This is a genomic window from Parvibaculum sp., from assembly GCF_002684405.1.
Lineage (GTDB): Bacteria > Pseudomonadota > Alphaproteobacteria > Parvibaculales > Parvibaculaceae > Parvibaculum.
The window spans coordinates 1-19,967 of sequence record NZ_NYVD01000016.1; the positions used below are offsets into that span (position 1 = coordinate 1).

16 protein-coding genes and 1 other RNA gene are annotated in these 19,967 nt (G+C 63.3%); 15 read left to right on the forward strand and 2 right to left on the reverse strand.

All coding sequences use genetic code 11. The features are described from left to right. Positions 1–361: 361 nt before the first annotated feature. Positions 362–3,967, reverse strand: coding sequence for a hydantoinase B/oxoprolinase family protein (locus CMI59_RS01455; RefSeq protein ID WP_293323722.1), 3,606 nt, complete (start codon positions 3,965–3,967; stop codon positions 362–364). A gap of 122 nt (positions 3,968–4,089) precedes the next feature. Here CMI59_RS01455 and CMI59_RS01460 point away from each other — a divergent pair, with 122 nt between their 5' ends. From CMI59_RS01460 to CMI59_RS01470, 3 genes are all read left to right on the forward strand, one after another. Continuing rightward, positions 4,090–4,821 (forward strand): TerB family tellurite resistance protein, encoded by a 732-nt coding sequence (locus CMI59_RS01460; RefSeq protein WP_293323724.1) that lies wholly within the window; start codon positions 4,090–4,092, stop codon positions 4,819–4,821. A gap of 124 nt (positions 4,822–4,945) precedes the next feature. After that, a complete protein-coding gene (locus CMI59_RS01465; protein WP_293323727.1) occupies positions 4,946–5,818 on the forward strand; it encodes a DMT family transporter in 873 nt (290 codons plus the stop codon). Between the two features lie 9 nt (positions 5,819–5,827). Next, on the forward strand, positions 5,828–6,559 hold the full coding sequence (locus CMI59_RS01470) for an N-acetylmuramoyl-L-alanine amidase (protein WP_293323730.1): 732 nt from the start codon (positions 5,828–5,830) through the stop codon (positions 6,557–6,559). A 36-nt stretch (positions 6,560–6,595) separates the two neighbouring features. Here CMI59_RS01470 and CMI59_RS01475 read toward each other — a convergent pair whose 3' ends face one another. After that, positions 6,596–7,558 (reverse strand): zinc-binding alcohol dehydrogenase family protein, encoded by a 963-nt coding sequence (locus CMI59_RS01475; RefSeq protein WP_293323733.1) that lies wholly within the window; start codon positions 7,556–7,558, stop codon positions 6,596–6,598. Positions 7,559–7,674: 116 nt separating this feature from the next. On the opposite strand from CMI59_RS01475, the gene rnpB reads away from it, so the two are divergent. The 12 genes from rnpB to CMI59_RS01535 form a co-directional block, all read left to right on the forward strand. Further along, an RNA gene (gene rnpB / locus CMI59_RS01480) (RNase P RNA component class A) lies at positions 7,675–8,053 on the forward strand. A 299-nt stretch (positions 8,054–8,352) separates the two neighbouring features. After that, entirely contained in the window at positions 8,353–8,847 is a 495-nt protein-coding gene (locus tag CMI59_RS01485; RefSeq protein ID WP_293323736.1) for a division/cell wall cluster transcriptional repressor MraZ, read from the forward strand. Continuing rightward, on the forward strand, positions 8,844–9,848 hold the full coding sequence (gene rsmH, locus CMI59_RS01490; RefSeq protein WP_293323739.1) for a 16S rRNA (cytosine(1402)-N(4))-methyltransferase RsmH: 1,005 nt from the start codon (positions 8,844–8,846) through the stop codon (positions 9,846–9,848). The genes CMI59_RS01485 and rsmH overlap by 4 nt, the downstream gene beginning before the upstream one ends. Then, positions 9,845–10,204 (forward strand): hypothetical protein, encoded by a 360-nt coding sequence (locus CMI59_RS01495; protein WP_293323741.1) that lies wholly within the window; start codon positions 9,845–9,847, stop codon positions 10,202–10,204. Before rsmH ends, CMI59_RS01495 begins: the two co-directional genes overlap by 4 nt. Then, positions 10,201–11,934, forward strand: coding sequence for a penicillin-binding protein 2 (locus tag CMI59_RS01500; protein ID WP_293323744.1), 1,734 nt, complete (start codon positions 10,201–10,203; stop codon positions 11,932–11,934). Before CMI59_RS01495 ends, CMI59_RS01500 begins: the two co-directional genes overlap by 4 nt. Before the next feature lie 26 nt (positions 11,935–11,960). Next, the gene (locus CMI59_RS01505; protein WP_293323747.1) at positions 11,961–13,427 is read left to right on the forward strand and encodes a UDP-N-acetylmuramoyl-L-alanyl-D-glutamate--2,6-diaminopimelate ligase; all 1,467 of its coding nucleotides are present in this window, start codon (positions 11,961–11,963) and stop codon (positions 13,425–13,427) included. Further along, complete coding sequence (locus CMI59_RS01510; RefSeq protein WP_293323749.1) at positions 13,424–14,857, forward strand: UDP-N-acetylmuramoylalanyl-D-glutamyl-2,6-diaminopimelate--D-alanyl-D-alanine ligase; 1,434 nt, start codon at positions 13,424–13,426, stop codon at positions 14,855–14,857. The genes CMI59_RS01505 and CMI59_RS01510 overlap by 4 nt, the downstream gene beginning before the upstream one ends. 4 nt (positions 14,858–14,861) lie before the next feature. After that, positions 14,862–15,950, forward strand: a complete 1,089-nt coding sequence (gene mraY, locus CMI59_RS01515; protein ID WP_293323752.1) for a phospho-N-acetylmuramoyl-pentapeptide-transferase — start codon at positions 14,862–14,864, stop codon at positions 15,948–15,950. Positions 15,951–15,953: 3 nt separating this feature from the next. Further along, positions 15,954–17,363, forward strand: coding sequence for a UDP-N-acetylmuramoyl-L-alanine--D-glutamate ligase (gene murD, locus CMI59_RS01520; protein ID WP_293323755.1), 1,410 nt, complete (start codon positions 15,954–15,956; stop codon positions 17,361–17,363). Next, positions 17,360–18,508, forward strand: a complete 1,149-nt coding sequence (locus tag CMI59_RS01525; protein WP_293323758.1) for a putative peptidoglycan glycosyltransferase FtsW — start codon at positions 17,360–17,362, stop codon at positions 18,506–18,508. The genes murD and CMI59_RS01525 overlap by 4 nt, the downstream gene beginning before the upstream one ends. Beyond that, a complete protein-coding gene (gene murG / locus CMI59_RS01530; RefSeq protein ID WP_293323761.1) occupies positions 18,505–19,650 on the forward strand; it encodes an undecaprenyldiphospho-muramoylpentapeptide beta-N-acetylglucosaminyltransferase in 1,146 nt (381 codons plus the stop codon). Before CMI59_RS01525 ends, murG begins: the two co-directional genes overlap by 4 nt. After that, on the forward strand, positions 19,650–19,967 hold a 318-nt coding region (locus CMI59_RS01535; protein ID WP_293323764.1), incomplete at its 3' end, for a Mur ligase domain-containing protein. The genes murG and CMI59_RS01535, both read left to right, overlap by 1 nt.

Sequence of the window (19,967 nt, forward strand, 5' to 3'; positions counted from 1 at the left end):
GCCGGGCCATGACGATGGTAATGAATAGCTGGACAAGAACGGCCCAAAAGAAAAAAGGGCGCCGTCCGTACACGGCGCCCTTTCCAATTCCTGTGGGGGGCTTGTTCGGTCAGATCACGCCAAAGGTGATCATGCCGACATAGATCAGTGCGAGCCCGGTGGCGAGATAGCCGATCTTTACTCCCAGAACATCGAGCATTATTGGCCTCCGCTTCAGGGTCAGGAAGAAGATTGGAACGGTGAAAGGCCGTGTCGCGCAAGAAAAATCGTGGCTGCGCTGCAGCATGGAAATTCGGTTCTTTGAACAACGCCCTGCAAGCGTTTGAATTTGCCTCGAAAATCGATTGTGGATGAAACTTTGTCAGCCGAAACCGCCACCGCCCGGCGTGCGGATTATGATGCTTTCCCCGGGCTTCAAATCCATCTGGTCGGCACCGGCGCGTGACTCGAGTTTACCGTCGCGCCGGCGAACGAAATTTTCGCCGCAGGCCGCCTCGCCGCCGCCTTCCAGCCCGAAGGGATGCACGATGCGGCGCGTGGAGAGAATCGACACGCTCATTTTCTCGAGGAACTCGATCTCGCGCACCGCGCCGTCGCCGCCATGATGGCGGCCATCGCCGCCCGATCCTTTCCGTATACTGAATTCCTTCAGCAAGACGGGGAAGCGCCATTCCAGCACTTCCGGGTCGGTGAGGCGGGAATTGGTCATATGGGTGTGCACGGCATCCGCCCCGTCGAAATCGGGGCCTGCGCCCGCGCCGCCGCAGATCGTTTCATAATACTGGTAGCGCTCATTGCCGAAGGTCAGGTTGTTCATCGTGCCTTGCGCGGCGGCCATGGCGCCGAGGGCTGCGAAAAGCGCATCCGTCACCGCCTGGCTCGTTTCCACATTGCCGCCCACCACGGCCGCCGGGTAGCGCGGCGCCAGCATGGAGCCTTCCGGCACCACGATCTCGATGGGTTTCAGGCAGCCTTCATTGAGCGGAATGTCGTCATCCACCATGCAGCGGAAGACATAAAGAACGGCGGCGCGCGTCACCGCTTCCGGCGCGTTGAGGTTGGAGGGCCTTTGCGCGCTGGTGCCGGTGAAGTCGACGGTCGCGCTGCGCGCCTCCCTGTCTACGCTCACTTGCACGCGGATTTCGGACCCGTCGTCCAGCGGCAGGGTGAAGGCGGCATCCTTCAGCGCGCCGATCACGCGGCGCACGCTTTCCTCTGCATTGTCCTGCACATGGCGCATATAGGCCTGCACCGTCTCGAGGCCGAACTGGCCGACCATCTTGCGCAATTCCTGCGCGCCTTTTTCGCAGGCTGCGATCTGCGCGCGAAGGTCGGCGATGTTCTGGTCGGGATTACGCGCCGGGTATTTGCCGCCCGTCAGGAGCGCGCGCATCTCCGCCTCCCGGAACGTGCCGGACGCCACCAGCCTGAAATTGTCGATCAGCACACCTTCCTCCTCGACGGAGGTGGAATGCGCGGGCATGGAGCCCGGCGTGATGCCGCCGATATCGGCATGGTGCCCGCGTGCGGCTGTGTAAAAGGTGGGCGTTTCGTCTTCTTCGTCCAGATAGACCGGCGCCACCACCGTCACATCGGGCAGATGCGTCCCACCATTATAGGGCGCGTTCAGCACATAGACGTCGCCCGGGCGCATATCCGGGTTCTGCTCGATGATGGCGCGCACCGTCGCGCCCATGGAGCCCAGATGCACCGGCATATGCGGCGCATTGGCGACGAGCCCGCCGCTTGTGTCGAAGACCGCGCAGGAGAAGTCGAGCCGCTCCTTGATGTTCACCGAATGCGCGGTCTTTTCCAGCGTGAAGCCCATCTGCTCGGCGATGGACATGAAGAGATTGTTGAAGATTTCGAGCATCACCGGATCGGCTTCGGTGCCGATGGCGAAGCTTTGCGCCCGCGCTTCCGTCCGTGTCAGGACGATATGGTCGAGCCCGGTCACTTCCGCCGACCAGCCGGGCTCGATGACGATGGTCTGCTGCGGCTCGATGACGATCGCCGGGCCGGGCAGGCGGTCGCCGGGGGCGAGCCCTTCGCGCAGGTAAACCGGCGCCTCGTGCCATGCGCCCTGCGAGAAGAAGCGCGTCACCCGGTCGGGCGATGCCTCGCCGGTTTCGCGCCGTCCGGCGTCGAGCCGTTCGGTCACATCCGCCGATTTGCCGATGGCTTCCACCGACACGGCTTCCATAACGACCGGTTTTTCGACCGTGAAGCCGAAGCGCTGCCGATGCGCGGCCTCGAAGGCTTCGCGCACCTCGTCCAGCGCGCCATGCTCCACGATGAGCGCCGTGTCCGTCCCCGCATAGCGCAGATGCAGCCGGGGTTTGAGTTCGATGCGCGACTTGTCCACGCCCTGTGCTGCAACCTGCGCCCGCACATCCGCGCCCAGCTCGTCGAGCACCGGTTCGAGCGCGGCCAGCGCGTCGGCGTCGAGGTCGCGTTCCACCGCCGTCTCGCGCTGCGCGCGGATATCGGCGAGCCCCATCCCATAGGCGGACAGGATGCCGGAGAAGGGGTGGAAAAATATTTTCGTCATCCCCAGCGCGTCGGCGACCAGACAGGCATGTTGTCCCCCGGCGCCGCCGAAACAGGTCAGCGCATATCCGGTGACGTCATATCCCCGCTGCACGGAGATCTTCTTGATCGCCTGCGCCATGTTCTCGACAGCGATCCTGATGAAGCCGTCGGCAATCTCTTCCGGCATGCGCTCTATCTTGCCCGACAGCACGCTGAATCTTGCCCCAACCTCAGCGCTATCTAGCCCTTCATCCGCTGCCGGACCGAACACTTTCGGGAAATAGTCGGGGATAAGTTTGCCGGTGAGCACATTGGCATCCGTCACCGTCAGCGGCCCGCCCTTGCGATAGGCCGCCGGTCCGGGGTTCGCGCCCGCGCTGTCCGGCCCCACGCGCAGCCGGGATCCGTCGAAATGCAGGATGGAGCCGCCGCCCGCGGCGACCGTGTGGATCTGCATCATCGGCGCGCGCATGCGGACGCCCGCCACTTCATTGTCGAAGCTGCGCTCGAATTCGCCGTCATAATGGCAGACATCGGTCGAGGTGCCGCCCATGTCGAAGCCGATAATCCGGCTGAAACCTGCGAGTTTCGAGGTCTCCACCGCGCCGACCACGCCGCCCGCGGGGCCCGACAGCACGGCGTCCTTGCCCTCGAAAAGATGCGCTTCCGTCAGTCCGCCGGAGGATTGCATGAAGAAAAGCCGGGTCGCCGGGTCGTCGGTTCCGATGGCGCCCGCCACCCGGTCTACATAGCGCCGCAGGACCGGCGAGAGATAGGCGTCCACCACCGTCGTGTCGCCGCGCGCGACGAATTTCATCAGCGGGCTCACGCCATGGCTGGTGGAAATTTGCGTGAAGCCGATTTCCCTTGCGATTTCAGCGGCTTGGGTTTCGTGCGCCGGGTAGCGATAGCCATGCATGAAGCAGATCGCCACCGCCTGCAGGCCCTCGTCGAAGGCTTCCTGCAGCGCCGCGCGGGCGTTTTCCGCGTCGAAGGCTTCCAGTTCCTCGCCGCTTGCGCTCATTCGCCCGCCGGTTTCAGCCACCTTCGCGTAGAGCAGTTCCGGCTTTTCGATTCGCAGCCGGAAGAGGTGAGGGCGGTTCTGGTAGCCGATGGCCAGCGCGTCGCGGAAGCCCCTGTTGGTGAGCAGCAATGTCGGCTCGCCCTTGCGCTCCAGCAGCGCATTGGTTGCAACCGTCGTCCCCATCTTCACCGCGCCGATGCGGTCTCCGGGCAGCGGGTCGTTCGTACCCACGCTCAGCAGCTCGCGAATGCCCTGCAGCGCAGCGTCCTCATATTGCTCCGGGTTTTCCGACAGCAGCTTGTGCGGCACCAGCCGCCCGTCGGGGCTGCGGCCCACAAGGTCGGTAAAGGTGCCGCCCCGGTCGATCCAGAAATCCCAGCGTTCTGCGTTTTCGGACGTGTTCTCGCTCATGGGCTGCAACCTGCCACAGCTTTCGCAGGCGCGGAACGGCTTTGCTCCAATCTTGCATTGACGCAAGGGAATGGGTGATTTTCGCGAGTGCGAAACGGTGCAAATCCGTCTAGGCTTGCCTCATGTCGATCTGGGGAAAAATAGCGGGCGCCGGCGTTGGAATGGCCGTTGGCGGGCCCCTTGGCGCTCTGGTGGGCGCGGTGGCGGGACATATCGTCATCGACCGCGCGCTGGAGGACCATGAGGTCGTCTTCACCATCGCCCTGATCGCGCTGTCGGCCAAGATGGCCAAGGCCGACGGGGAGGTGAGCGACGCCGAAATCCAGGCTTTCCAGCAGGTTTTCGACATTCCGGCGGAGGAGGCGCGCAATGTCCAGCGCGTCTACCAGATCGCCCAGCAGGATGTGGCCGGGTACGAGGCCTATGCCCGTCAGGTCGCCCGCATCTATCGCGACAAGCCTGCGGTGCTGGAAGACGTGCTCGACGCGCTGTTCCACATCGCCAAGGCGGACAAATTCGTTCATCCCAACGAGATCGAATTCCTGAGGACGGTGGCGGATATCTTCGGTTTTTCGGAGGTCGAGTTCGCCCGTATCCGCGCCAGCCATCTGGGGCCGGACCGCTCCGACCCCTATCTGGTGCTGGGCATCACGCCGGATATTTCCAACCAGGACCTCAAAAAGGCCTATCGCCGTCTCGTGCGCGAAAATCATCCCGACATGATGGTTGCGCGCGGCGTGCCCAAGGAACTCGTCACCATCGCAAATGAAAAGCTCGCCGCGATCAACGACGCCTATGACCGGATCTGCCGCCAGAGAGGCCTCAAGGAGGCCCTGAGCGAAGAAGTTTCCTGAGGGCAGGGCTGGCGGCGCTCTGCTGCTTGCGGTAACAAGATTAAAAATGACATCGACGTCAGCTTTGGGCGTTCTCCTTCCGGGGGACGCCTTCTGCTTGGCGGTACCCGCAAGGCCGACGCCCATGGGCATGACCCCCACACATCTCGCCTTCATGATGCTGATCAATCTGATCTGGGGCTTTGCGCTTGTGGCGGCGAAAGTGTCGATCGGTCATTTCCCGCCGCTTCTCTTCGCGGCACTGCGCTTCCTCCTCATCGTGGCCGTGCTCTTCCCCTTCCTGAAGATTCACAAGGGGCAGATGAAGGAAGTCATCATCATCTCGCTGTGCGCGGGGCCCATCGGTTTCGGCTTCTTCTTTGCCGGTCTCGCGATTTCGGATGCCTCGGTCGTGGCGGTGGCAAGCCAGCTCGGCGTGCCGTTTTCCGCCATCATGTCGGTGATCTTCCTGAAAGAGCAGGTGTTCTGGAAGCGCTGGCTCGGCATCACGCTCTCCTTTGCCGGTGTGATGGTCATCAGCTTCGACCCGACGGTCTTCCGCTACATCGACGGCCTTCTGCTGGTGGTCTGCTCCGCGCTGGTCAGTTCCGTCGGCACGATCTATCAGCGCCAGATCAGGCATGTCGGCGTGTTCGAACTTCAGGCCTGGGTGGCGACCGTCGCCGCGCCGCTGATGCTGCTGGGATCGTTGGTGTTTGAATCGCATCAGATCACGGTCATCCAGACCGCCTCGCTGCTGCAATGGTCGGGGATTTTCTATGTGGCCTTCGCTTCCAGCCTGGTCGGCCATGCGGGTATCTTCTACCTCCTGCAACGCTATGAAGTGACGCAGACCGCGCCGCTGACATTGCTTGCGCCGATCTTCACCGTCTTCTTCGCGGCAACGCTTCTGGGTGAGACGCTGACACAGCGTATGATCGTCGGTGCCCTGATTGCGCTTACCGGCGTGCTCATCGTCTCGATACGTCAGAAGCGTATCGTGGACACCGGACCCTGAGGATAAGTCATGGCCATTGAATGCATCGAAAGGCCGTCGCCCAATCTCGACGAGCGTCAAGCGCCGGTGGATATCCTTCTCATGCATTACACCGGCATGGAGACGGCCGAGGCCGCGGCGGAACGCCTGTGCAGCGCGGAGGCGCGCGTGTCGGCCCATTACATGATTCATGAGGACGGGCGGATCGTGCGCATGGTGCCCGAAGAGATGCGCGCCTGGCATGCGGGCGTATCGAGATGGGCGGGCGAGACCGACATCAACAGCCGGTCCATCGGTATCGAGATCGTCAATGGCGGTCATGACTTCGGTTGTCCGCCATATCCCGACGCGCAGATGGCGGCGGTGGAAGCGCTGTCGAAAGAAATTATCGCGCGCTGGAATATCCCCGCCCGTCGCGTCATCGGTCATTCCGATGTGGCGCCCGGGCGCAAGGCCGATCCCGGCGAATGGTTCGACTGGGCGCGGCTCGCCCGCGCCGGTGTCGGCTTATGGGTGGAGCCGGAAGAGATCGTCGAGGGGCCGAGCCTTGCCCGCGGCGAACGTGGCGATCACGTCGCCGACCTTCAGTTCATGCTGGCCGATTACGGCTATGGCGTGGAGGTGATGGGCCGCTTTGACGAAACGACCGAGCAGGTCGTGACCGCGTTTCAGCGGCATTTCCGGCAGGCGAGGGTGGACGGCATTGCCGATATTTCCACCATCATGACGCTGCGCCGCCTGGTCGAGCTGGCGCGGGGATAAGTCCGGCAGGCCCCGGAAGGAGCCTGCCGAAACGCTTTACGGGATCATGATGACCCGGCCGAAGGCGGACCGGCCTTCGATATAGGCATGAGCCTCCGCCGCTTCGGAGAGCTTGAACTCCTTGTCGAGCACCACCTTGAGTTCACCCTTTGCGGCGTCGTCGATGAGTGACTGGATGTTTTCGCGCACACGCGGCGAGAAGATTTCCGCGCCGAGGAAAACGCCCGTGAGAGAGCGGTTGCCCGCCATCATGCTTTGCACGTCCACCGTCATGGGCTCCCGGCCGGCGCGACCGACCATGGAGATGCGCCCGCGATATCCGAGCACGTCGATGGATTTCTGGAGGGTGGAACCGCCCACCGGATCGACCACAAGATCGACGCCGCGATTGTCGGTGAGTTTCATCACCTCGGCGACGAGGTCCTGCTCGCGGTAGTTGATGCCATGATCCAGACCGAACTCCTTCAGTCGATCGAGTTTCTCCTGGCTCGACGCCGTGGCGATGACGGTCGCGCCCTCGCGCTTGGCAAGCTGGATCGCAGCCAGGCCAACCGCCCCGGCGCCGGCCTGAACGAGCACCGTTTCGCCGCGCTTCAGATGTCCGAATTCGAACAGGCAATCATGCGCCGTGCCGAAGGGAACGGGGATGGCGGCCGCCTGGCGAATGTCGAGCCCGTCCGGCACGGGCCAGGCGGTGGCAGCAAAGACGGCCCGCTTTTCGGCATGGCTGCCATACATGTTCACCGTCGTGACGCGCTGTCCGACCTTCAGGTCTTTCACATTGCTGCCGGTTTCGAGGATGGTGCCTGCCGCCTGATAGCCGACGATATGCGGCGTGGTGGCGAGTTCGCCGCCCAGCCGGTTCAGCGTATCGCCGCCCTCGATGGAGACGGCTTCGACCTGGATGACGATACCGTCATCAGGGCATTCGGGGTCCGGCACATCCTCGTATTTCAGGACGGTGGGCGGCCCGTTCTCGTAATAGACGGCGGCTTTCATGGATTTCCTCCCATAATTGAATTGGTAACCGGCAATGTCGTTACGGAAGAGGCCGGGTACAAGGCTATTAATTGGCTTGACGGGTCCATGTTCCCATCCCTAAGTCCTACTCAGGGTCAGATGGCCGGATGGCCGCTGTCGAAAGGCAGAGGAAAGTCCGGGCTCCACGGAAGCACGGTGCCGGATAACGTCCGGCGGGGGCGACCCCAGGGAAAGTGCCACAGAAAGCAAACCGCCTGCGGGGCAACCGGCAGGTAAGGGTGAAAGGGTGCGGTAAGAGCGCACCGCGCGGCCGGTAACGGTCGTGGCAGGGCAAACCCCACCGGGAGCAAAACCGAATAGGGGTGGCGCGTCCTCCTTTGCGAGGACAGGTCCGTTTCCGGACCGCCGCCCGGGTTGGTTGCAGGAGGCGTCCGGCAACGGGCGTCCCAGATGAATGGCCATCGACCGCCTTCGGGCGGGACACAGAACCCGGCTTACAGGCCATCTGACCCTCTTTCATCTCACTCACGCAGCGCGTTTTCATCGCCGCCGAAAGGCCCCGGTTTTTCATGGGAGGGCATGTATGTTTTACTTTTGTTCTCAAAGTAACCGTCTCCTTTTGACCCGTCTTGACCGCCGGAATGCCGCAGAATTCCGCGATTTTACTAGGTGATCCCGTTGACGCCCATGAATTCCCATGATATCCCATACTATCCCGTAGAGGTGCATGTCGGCCCATTTGTGCCCGGCGCTCAGGCGGGGCGCCGCGGGCGATTTGGCCGGGCGGCGGGACAGGGGACGAGGTCGTCGGCATGGAGTCCTTCAGGGGGCGCTACACCAACAAGATCGATGCGAAGGGCCGGGTTTCCGTGCCCGCCAAATTTCGCGCGATCACGATCGGCCAGGGCTATAACGGCATCGTCTGCTTCCCCTCCCTCAAGGGGGCGTCCGTCATCGAGGGGTGCGGGCCGGAATTTTCAAATCTGATCGAAGAGATGCTGGCGCAGCTCGCGCCCTTCTCCGACGAGCGCGAAGAGCTCGCCATGGTGTTGCACGGCAATGCCTGGGAGCTGATGTTCGATGCCGATGGCCGTGTCGTGCTGCCCGAGGAGCTGCGCGAACGCGCCGGCATCACCAATGAAGTGACCTTTGTGGGCATGGGCCAGCGCTTCCAGATCTGGGAGCCCGCGGCCTATGCGGCCCATTACGAGCAGGTGATGAAGAAGGTCGGTTCGTTGAGCGACCTTCTGAAGCCGCCGGCACAGATGGCGCGCGAGCGCAGTGGGAACGATGGAGGTGCCTCGTGAGCGAGAAGGCGCCGCATATCCCGGTCATGCTGCCTGAAGTGCTCGAGGTCGTTTCCCCGAAAGACGGCGGTCTTTATGTCGACGGGACCTTCGGGGCGGGCGGCTATACGCGCGGCCTGCTGGAAAGCGCGGATTGCGCTGTGCTGGCGATCGACCGGGATCCCAATGCGATCCTGCGCGGCCGTGCGCTCGAAACGGAATTTGCCGGCCGTCTGACGCTGGTCGAGGGCTGCTTCGGCGATATGGCCGAGCTTGTGCGCGGCCTTGGTCATGAGGCGGTGGACGGGGTGGTGCTTGATCTCGGCGTCTCCTCCATGCAGATCGACGAGGCGGAGCGCGGCTTTTCCTTCCAGAAGGACGGGCCGCTCGACATGCGGATGAGCCAGAGCGGGCCGTCCGCCGCGGATGTCGTGAACGAGTATGAGGAAAGCGAGCTGGCGCGGATCATCGCCGTCTATGGCGAGGAAAAGCGGGCGCGCGCCGTGGCGAAGGCCATTGTGGCGGCGCGGCAGGAAGCTGCCTTTTCCCGCACGCTGGAGCTTGCCGACCTGGTTGCCCGGGTGGTGGGACGCAAGCCGCAGGACAAGATTCATCCCGCGACGCGGACATTTCAGGCCCTTCGGATTTTCGTGAATGACGAGCTGGGCGAAGTTGCCCGCGGCGTTTCCGGCGCAGAGGAAATTCTGCGCGAAGGCGGGCGGCTCGCGGTGGTGACGTTTCACTCCCTTGAAGACCGCATCGTGAAGCGGTTCCTGATGGCGCGCACCGGCCGGGCCGGACGCGCCAATCGCCATATGCCCAAAACGGAGGAGGCCACTCCGTCGTTTCGCGAGATCGCGCATAAGGCGCGCAAGGCCTCGGCCGGTGAGGCCGGCGTCAACCCGCGCGCGCGATCCGCGAAACTTCGCGCCGCCGAGCGCAGCGATGCGCCGGTCATTCCGCTCGATCTCGCCGCGCTGGGCTTTCCCCGGGTCCCCTCCCTTGAGGGAGGTGCCGCATGATCCGGATCCTCAATCTTTTGCTGCTGGTCGGTGTCGTTGCGCTGTCTATCGGTCTTTACGACGTGAAATATCGCGCGCAGCGGGCGGAACGCGAGGCCGACAGGCTCGATCGCCAGATTGCGCGCGAGAAGGACGCCATCAAGGTGCTGCGCGCGGAATGGGCGCATCTCAATGAGCCGGATCGGTTGCAGGCGCTGGCCAAGCGCTACACCAGCCTTCGTCCTGTGTCGCCGGGGCAGATCGGGAAATTCGAGGATATTCCGATGCCGCACCGGACCGATGAGTTCTATGTGCCGCAAGGGCAGTCGCTGGGCGGTATGGCGGGCATTCAGGCAGGCGGGAGCATGATCCGATGATCGGGCGTCGTCAGCCTTCCAATAACCGCATGATCCGCGCCGGGCACGACGCGATCGCCAAGCCCGATTGGGGGCGTGGCGCCTCGGCGCGCAAGCCGCGTGCCTCGCAGCGCCGTATCTTCCTTGCCGCGGCGATTTTTGCCGGTTGCTTCTCGCTGGTCGGGGCGCGGCTTGTCGGCCTGGCCATTACCGGCGGCGACGGTGCGCCGCGCGTCGCCTATGCCAAGCCCATAGGGCAGGTGGTGCGGCCCGATATTCTCGACCGCAATGGCGACGTTCTGGCGACCGACATCTCGGTCGCCTCTCTCTATGCGGATGCAAGGCATGTCATCGACCCGCAGGAGGCGACGGCGAAGCTCGTCTCCGTTCTTCCCGATCTCAATGCGGGGGAGGTGGACAAGAAGCTGTCCTCCGGAAAGGCCTTCATCTGGATCAAGCGTGATCTGACGCCGAAGCAGCATCAGGCGGTGCACGATCTCGGTATTGCAGGGCTTGAGTTCCGCCGCGAGCGCAAACGCGTTTATCCCAATGGCGCGACGGCGGCAAATGTGCTCGGGCTGGTCAATATCGACAATCACGGCATTGCCGGGATGGAGCGCTATATCGACCGGAATGTTCTGGGTGAGAAGGGCGAGCCGAAGAAGCCGGTCGTCCTGTCGCTCGACGTCTCGGTTCAGCATGCCCTGCGCGATGAATTGCTGAAGGGCATGAAGGAGTTCTCCGCCAAAGCCGCGGTCGGCATCATCATGGATGTCCATACCGGGGAAGTGATCGGGCTGAGCTCGCTGCCGGATTTCGACCCCAACGACCCGATGGCCGTGCCCGCCAATGCGCGTTTCAATCGCGCGACACTGGGTGTCTACGAGCTCGGGTCCGTTTTCAAGGCCGTCACCATGGCGGCGGCGCTCAATTCGGGGCTGATCGACCCGAAAGCCAAGGTCGATGCGACCAAGCCGATGAAGGTCGGCCGCTTCACGATCAGCGACTACCACGCGGAAAACAAGAAGCTGACGCTGCCGGAAATCTTCATGCATTCGTCGAATATCGGCACGGCGAAGATCGCGCTGGAAATCGGCGCCGATGTGCACCGGGATTATCTGAAGCGTTTCGGTCTTCTGGAAAAGCCGCAGATCGAACTGCCCGAAGCAGGGGCTCCCATCCTGCCGACGCGCTGGTCTGAGATTACCAATATTACGACATCCTATGGTCACGGAATTGCCGTTACGCCGCTGCAGGTTGTCTCCGCTCTGAGCGCCATCGTGAATGGCGGCACGCGCGTGACGCCCACGCTGGTCCGGCGCGATACGCCTCAGCATGGCGCGCGCGTGATCTCCGAAGGCACGAGCCGGGATATGCGTTGGCTCCTGCGCCTCGTCGTCGAAGGGGGCACGGGCAAGAACGCGGATGTTGTGGGTTATCCGGTGATGGGCAAGACGGGAACGGCGGAGAAGCCGGAGAATGGCGGTTATGCCAAGCACAAGCTCATCACGTCTTTCGTCAGCGCGTTCCCGGCCAACAAGCCGCGCTACGCGATGATCATCATGTTCGACGAGCCCAAGGGCACGAAGAAGACTTACGGCTATGCGACGGCCGGCTGGAACGCGGCGCCGGTGACGGCGCGCGTCGTCAAGCGTGTCGCGCCGCTGCTCGATATCGAGCCGGAGCAGCCGGAACGGTCTGTGCCGGAGGGCGCGCAGCTCGTGTCCTATCAGTTTCACAATGCCCATTAGTTTGGCGAGGAAGGAAGTTCGGTCACATGCAGTTGTCGGCGTTGATAGGAGCGGATGTCCGTCTCCCCCGGTCCGGGGGAGATGCGGAAATTCGTGGCCTGACCGCCGATAGCCGTGCGGTCGAGCCCGGATTCCTCTTCGCGGCGCTTCCCGGCACCAAGGCCGATGGCGTTCAGTTCATTCCCCAGGCTCTGGAGAAGGGCGCGGCGGCCCTTCTCGTCGGGGGGGGTGTCGAGCTGCCGGCGGGGGTTTCCGTACCGGTGATTTCAGACCGTAATCCCCGTCGGCGGCTCGCTCAGATGGCGGCGCGTTTTTTCGAGGTGCAGCCCGGCGTCGTGGCCGCCGTGACGGGCACGAACGGCAAGACCTCGGTCGCGTCTTTCGTGCGGCAGATCTGGGAGATGCTCAGCGAACCGGCGGCAAGCCTGGGCACGCTCGGTATTACGGGGCCGAAAGGCGAACGGGCATTGGGCTATACGACGCCCGATCCGGTGGCGCTGCATCGCGAACTCGCGGAACTGGCCGATGAAGGCGTGACGCATCTGGCGATGGAAGCGTCCAGCCACGGTCTGGCGCAGTACCGTCTCGACGGTGTGAAAGTGAGCGCGGCGGGCTTTACCAATATCACGCGCGATCATCTGGATTATCACGCGAATTTCGACGACTACCTCTACGCAAAGCTTCGCCTGTTCGGCGAGGTCATGGGGCCGGGCGGCGTGGCGGTGCTGAATGCGGACGCTGCGCAGTTTGCCGAGTTCGAGGCAGTATCCTGGGCGCGCGGTCACAAGGTGATCACTGTCGGCCGCAAGGGGCGGGGAATTTGTCTTGCCGCGATGCGGCCGGGCCTGCGCGGACAGACGCTCGAAATCATTCATGAGGGCCGCAATTACGATGTGGACCTGCCGCTGATCGGCGCTTTCCAGGCGTCCAATGCGCTGGTCGCGGCGGGGCTTGCCATCGGCTGCGGTGCGCCTGCCGAGGGTGTCTTCGGGACACTCGGCAAATTGCAGGGCGCACGCGGTCGGATGGAGGAAGTCGCACATCTGCCCAATGGTGCATCGGTTTATGTCGATTATGCCCATACGCCGGATGCGCTGGAGAATGTGCTGAGCGCCATGCGTCCCCATACGGCGGGCCGTCTGGTGGTCGTATTCGGCTGCGGCGGCGACCGCGATCCGGGCAAGCGGCCCCTGATGGGCGAAGTCGCGGCCCGCTTGGCCGACATTATATATGTGACGGACGATAATCCCCGGGGTGAGGACGCCGCCGCCATTCGTCAGGCGGTGCTGAAAGGGTGCCCCTCGGCGAGTGAAATCGGCGACCGGGGCGAGGCTATCGTCACGGCGATGAAGGCGCTTCAAAAAGGCGACCTTCTGGTGGTGGCCGGCAAGGGACATGAAACCGGGCAGATCGTCGGCGACACGACTATTCCTTTTTCCGACCACGAGGCCGTGCAGGGCGCCGCGCGCGAGATTGCGGGAGGTGCCGCATGACGCAGCCGCTCTGGACCTCCGAGGATGTGTTGGCCGCGACCGGCGGGGCGGCGCATGGCGCGGGCTGGAACGCGACCGGCGTTTCTATCGACAGCCGCACGCTCGAAGCCGGCGACCTTTTCGTTGCGATTGTCGGCGAGAACTCCGACGGTCATGCCTATGTCGCCAATGCGCTTGAAAAGGGCGCCGCGGCGGCCGTCGTTTCGCGCGTGGACGACGATATGATGTCGGCCGGTTCGCTGGTTCAGGTGGGCGATACGCTCGAGGCGCTCAATGAGCTGGGACGCGCGGCAAGGGCGCGTACCGATGCGAAAATCATCGCGGTGACGGGCAGTGTCGGCAAGACCGGCACGAAGGAAGGTCTGCGCATGATTTTCGGCGCGCAGGGGCCGACCCATGCCTCCGCCGCTTCCTACAATAACCTTTGGGGTGTGCCGCTGTCGCTCGCGCGGATGCCGAAGGAAACCGAGTTCGGTGTCTTCGAAATCGGCATGAACCATCCGGGCGAGATCACGCCTCTTTCGAAGATGGTTGAGCCGCTGGTCGGGATCGTGACGACGGTCGAGGCGGTTCATATCGAATATTTCGACAGCCTTGAGCAGATCGCCGATGCCAAGGGCGAGCTTTTCGACGGCTTGCAGCCGGGCGGTATCGCCATTCTCAATCGGGACAATCCGCATTTCGAAAGGCTGCGCGCCAAGGCTGAAGCCTCGGGCGCCGGTCGGATCATCGGGTTCGGCGAGCATGAAGAGGCGGAAGCGCGGCTCGACAAGGTGGCGCTGCGTGACGACGGATCTAGCGTCGCCGCGACCATTTGCGGTCAGAAGGTGACCTACAAGGTGGGCGTGCCGGGCCGTCATATCGTGATGAACAGCCTTGCCATGCTGGCCGCTGTGCAGGCGGTCGGCGCGGACCTTGCGCTCGCGGCGATGGCGCTGGGCCGGTTGCAGGCGCCGAAGGGCCGCGGCGAGCGGCATTTCGTGACGGCGGGCGGGCGCAGCTTCACCGTGATCGACGAAAGCTATAACGCGAACCCCGCATCCATGCGCGCCTCCATCGAGGCGCTGGGTCAGGCGAAGCCGCAGGGCCGGGGTCGGCGGATCGCCGTGCTGGGCGACATGCTGGAGCTGGGCGAAGACGCGGACGGTATGCATCGCGATCTGGCGCCGGTGCTTCGTCATTCTCATATCGACCTTCTTTTTGCCTGCGGTCCGCATATGCGCGAACTGTTCAGTGCCGTGCCTGCGGCACATCAGGGGCGCTATACGCCGAGCGCCGATGCTCTCGTCGACTTGCTCGTCGAGGAAATCCGGAATGGCGACGTGCTGATGGTCAAGGGGTCCTTCGGCTCGAAAATGGGGCCTGTCGTCGAAGCGCTTGTGGCGCTCGGGGAAGACGACAGCGAGAGCATTTTGCGGAACAGGGGGTAGGAACGTGCTTTACGATTTGATGTTGAGCATTTCGGATCAGGTGCCGGGCGCCAATGTGTTCCGCTACATTACGTTCCGTACGGGCGGCGCGACGGTAACGGCGCTGCTCTTCAGCTTTCTCTTCGGTCCGGCGATCATTCGTCTGTTGAAGTCGCGCCAGCGGCGCGGACAGCCGATCCGCGAGGACGGACCTCAGACACATATTATCCAGAAGCAGGGGACGCCGACCATGGGCGGCTTTCTGATCCTGGTAGGACTTGTCCCCGCCGTGCTTCTCTGGGCGGATCTTCGTAACCAGTATGTCTGGATCGTGCTGCTGGTGACGCTGGGCTTCGGCGCGGTGGGGTTTGCCGATGATTATCTGAAGGTCAGCAAGATCTCCCCGGACGGCGTGCCGGGGCGGGTGAAGCTCTTCTTCGAATTCATTATCGCGCTTGGCGCCATGTGGTGGCTGGTGCGTCTCGGCGATCCGGCCATGTCCACGGCTATCGCCATTCCCTTCTTCAAGAGCGTCCTCGTACAGGTCGGCGCCTTCTTTTTCCTGTTCGGCTGTCTCGTGATTGTCGGGTCTTCCAATGCCGTCAACCTGACGGACGGTCTGGACGGTCTGGCGATCGTGCCGGTGATGATCGCGGCGGCGAGCCTGGGGCTTATCGTTTACCTGGTCGGCAATGCCGTGTTTGCGGATTACCTGCAGATCCACTTCGTGCAGGGCACGGGCGAACTTGCGATCTTCTGTGGCGCGCTGATCGGCGCCGGGCTCGGTTTCCTCTGGTACAACGCGCCGCCCGCCATGGTTTTCATGGGCGATACGGGATCGTTGGCGCTGGGTGCTGCGCTGGGCGCCATTTCCATCGCCGCCAAGCATGAACTGGTGCTTGCCATTATCGGCGGGCTCTTCGTGCTCGAGGCCATCTCCGTCATCGTGCAGGTCGCCTCCTTCAAACTCACCGGCAAGCGCGTCTTCCGCATGGCGCCGCTGCACCATCATTTCGAGCAGAAGGGATGGGCGGAATCGACCGTCGTCATCCGCTTCTGGATCATCTCCGTCGTGCTGGCCATGGCGGGGCTTGCAACGCTGAAACTGAGGTAGGCCATGATACCCGTTCCGGGTTTCGAAAAGCGCCGCGTTGCCGTGTTCGGACTGGGCAAGTCCGGGCTCGCGACGGTGCGTGCGCTCGAAGCCGGCAAAGCGGAGGTGCTTGCCTGGGACGATTCCGAGGTCAAACGCGAGGAAGCCCGCGAGGCGGGCGTCGCGCTTTCCGATTGCGACGGGTGGGACTGGAGCTCGATTGCCGCATTCGTTCTCGCGCCGGGCGTTCCCTTGACCCATCCCGAACCGCATCGGACGGTCAAGGCGGCGCAGGGCGCGGGCGTGGAAGTGATCGGCGATGTCGAGCTGTTTCAGCGCGCCCTGACGGCGAGCAACACCGGCGCGAAATTCGTCGCGATCACCGGCACGAACGGCAAGTCGACCACGACGGCGCTGATCGGTCACATGGTGCGCCGTTGCGGAAGCATCGTGCAGGTGGGCGGCAATATCGGCCGGCCCGTCCTCGATCTCGATCCCCCGAAAACGGGCATGGTCTATGTGATCGAGGTCTCGTCCTATCAGATCGATCTGGCTCCCGGCATCGCGCCCGACATCGCCATTCTTCTCAACATCACGCCGGACCATATCGACCGTCATGGCACGGTCGAAAACTATGCGGCGGTGAAGGCGCGGCTCTTTGCCCGGCAGAAGGAAGGCGATACGGCGATCGTCGGTGTGGATGACGGATATTCGAGCGACATCGGCACGAAGATCGGCGCATGGCGCGTGGCCAGTCTTGTGCCGGTTTCCGTCGGCAAGGCGCTCGGACGCGGCGTCTATGTCATCGATGGCGTTCTTTACGACGCGACGGGCCAGCAGACGGTGAATGTGGGTTCGCTGAAGCCGATGCGTACGCTGCCCGGCGCGCATAACTGGCAGAACGCGGCAGCGGCCTTCGCGGCCGGGCGCGCCCTTGGCTATCTACGCGAGAAAATTCTTTCCGCTTTCGAAAGCTTTCCGGGCCTTGCTCACCGCATGGAGATCGTCGCCGAGCGGGACGGTGTGCGCTTCGTCAATGACAGCAAGGCGACCAATGCGGATGCCGCCTCGAAGGCGCTCGCGGCATATGACAACATCTACTGGATCGCGGGCGGCAAGCCGAAAGAGGGGGGGATTTCCTCCCTCGCAAATCTCTTCCCGCGCGTCCGCAAGGCCTATCTGATCGGCGAAGCGGCGGAAGACTTCGCGGCGACGCTCGGCGATACGGTCGCACATGAAATCTGCGGCACGCTGGACCGCGCGGTGCACGATGCCGCACGTGACGCAAAAGCGGATACGGCGGATCTCAAAGTGGTGCTTTTGTCGCCGGCTTGCGCATCCTTCGACCAGTTCGCGAATTTCGAAATTCGCGGCGACCGCTTCCGTGAAGACGTGCAGGCGGTATTGGAAAGCGCGGGAGGTGCGGTCGTATGATGCGTCTTTCCCGAACAAATCGCACGGCGCTTGCCGAATGGTGGTGGACGGTGGACCGGCTGACGCTTCTGGCGATCGGCCTGCTCATCTCGCTTGGCATGGTGCTGACGCTGGCAGCGAGCCCGGCTGTTGCGATGCGGCTTCACTATCCGCCGTTCCATTTCGTCTACAAGCAGCTCCTGTTCCTTTTGCCTTCGCTCATGATCCTTGTGGGGGTGTCGCTGCTGACGGTGAAACAGATCCGCCGTCTGGCAGTCTTCGTCTTCGCAGGCGCGTTCGCCGCGATGATCCTGACGCTTCTGGTCGGGCCGGAAATGAACGGTGCGCATCGCTGGATCCTGATCGGTCCGTTCGCGTTGCAGCCTTCCGAATTCATCAAGCCGGCCTTCATTGTGATCGCCGCCTGGATGTTTGCCGAGGCGCACCGGCTGCCCGGTTTCCCGGGCACGGCGGTTGCCGTTGCGCTTTATGTCATGGTCATCAGTGTGCTCGCGCTGCAGCCCGATTTCGGTCAGCTGATGCTGATTACGATGGTGTTCGGTGCGATCTTCTTCATGGCCGGGTTGAGCTGGGTCTGGATCGGGTCGCTGGGCACGGCGGCGCTCGCTGGGCTTATGGCGGCCTATATGCTGATGCCGCATGTCGCGAGCCGTATCGACCGTTTCGTCAATCCGGCGGGCGGAGACACCTATCAGATCGACACGGCGCTCGATGCTTTCCATGCAGGCGGTATTTTCGGGCGTGGGCCGGGCGAGGGCGAGGTGAAGCAGATCCTCCCCGACGCGCATACCGACTTCATTTTTGCCGTTGCCGCGGAAGAATATGGCGTGCTGGCGGGGCTTCTCATCATCGGTCTCTTCGCCTTCATTGTCATGCGCACGCTGTCGCGGGCGATGGAAGAGCAGGATCTCTTCATCCAGTATTCTTCCTGCGGGCTTGTCGCGCTGTTCGGGCTGCAGGCGCTCATCAATATGGCGGTGAATGTGAACCTTATTCCCGCCAAGGGGATGACGCTTCCGTTCATCTCTTACGGCGGGTCGTCGCTCTTTGCCGTTTCGCTCACCATGGGCATGTTGCTGGCGCTGACGCGCCGCCGCGCCGGCTCGCATGTGCCGATGCCTTCTGGATGGGGGGCTGTGGCATGAGCGCGAATATGCAGGGACCGGTCGTGATTGCCGCGGGCGGCACGGGGGGGCATCTCTTCCCCGGCCAGGCGCTGGCGCAGGAGCTTGCGCGGCGGGGCCGCGACATCGTGCTGATGACGGATGAGCGCGTGAAGCGCTTCGACAGCTTGTTCCCCGGTGCGGATATCTATGCCGTGCCGTCGGCGACGCCTTCAGGCAAAGGGATCGCCGGCCTTGTGAAAGCGGCGCCCGTGCTTTTCTCGGGCGTCGCAAAATCCTTCGGCATTCTCGGGCGGGTGAAACCCGCCGTGGTGATCGGCTTTGGCGGATATCCGACCTTGCCGCCGCTCGCTGCCGCGCTGCTGCGTCGTATCCCGACCTGCGTCCATGAACAAAACGCCGTATTGGGCCGCGTCAACCGTCTGGTCGGGCCTTATGTTCACGCTATTGCGTCCACCTTCCCGAGCCCGCGCTATCTGCGCGAGACCGACAAGGGCAAGCTCGTGCTGACCGGTAATCCGGTCCGCGACGCGGTGATCCAGCAGGCGGATGTGCCTTACGACAGGCTGGACGCCGATGCCCGAATCCGGCTGCTCGTCTTTGGCGGCAGCCAGGGCGCGCGTGTGATGGCCGATATCGTGCCCGGCGCGCTGACCCGCCTGCCTGAAAGCATTCGCGCGCGGCTCGATGTCGTGCAGCAATGCCGCCCGGAAGATCGGGAACGGGTCGAAGGCGCTTATCGCGTGGCGGGGATTGCCGCGGAACTTCAGACATTTTTCGATGACATGCCCGCGCGCATCGCGTCGGCGCATCTTGTCATCGGGCGGTCGGGTGCGTCCACCATGGCGGAACTCGGCATTATCGGGCGTCCGTCGATCCTCGTGCCGCTGCCTCATTCGCTCGACAACGACCAGAAGGCGAATGCCGAAGTGCTGGCCGGTGAGGGCGCGGCCTGGATGATCGAGCAACGCGATTTTACGGAAGAGTCTCTGGCTGAAAAGCTCGCCGACCTCTTCGCGCATCCCGAAACACTGAACGGCGCAGCGGCCGCCGCCAAGGCGACAGGGCAGCCGCAGGCGGTGAAGAAGCTCGCCGATCTCGTCGAAGAACTGGGCCGTGGCGAGTTTCGCCGCGCGCTGTCGCATGAAAAGGCAGGTGGGTAATGCGTCCGGCTCCTCTCGACATAGGAACCATCCACTTCGTCGGTGTCGGCGGTATCGGCATGAGCGGTATTGCCGAGGTCATGCATAATCTTGGCTATAGCGTGCAAGGCAGCGACATGGCGGAGAGCGCCAATGTGAAGCGCCTGCGCGAACTTGGTGTCGACGTCATGGTCGGTCAGAAGGCCGAGAACCTGAAGGATGCGCATGTCGTCGTCATTTCCTCCGCCATCCAGCCCGACAATCCGGAACTGAAGGAAGCGCGGGAGCGGTTCCTGCCGGTGGTGCGCCGCGCCGAGATGCTGGCGGAACTGATGCGC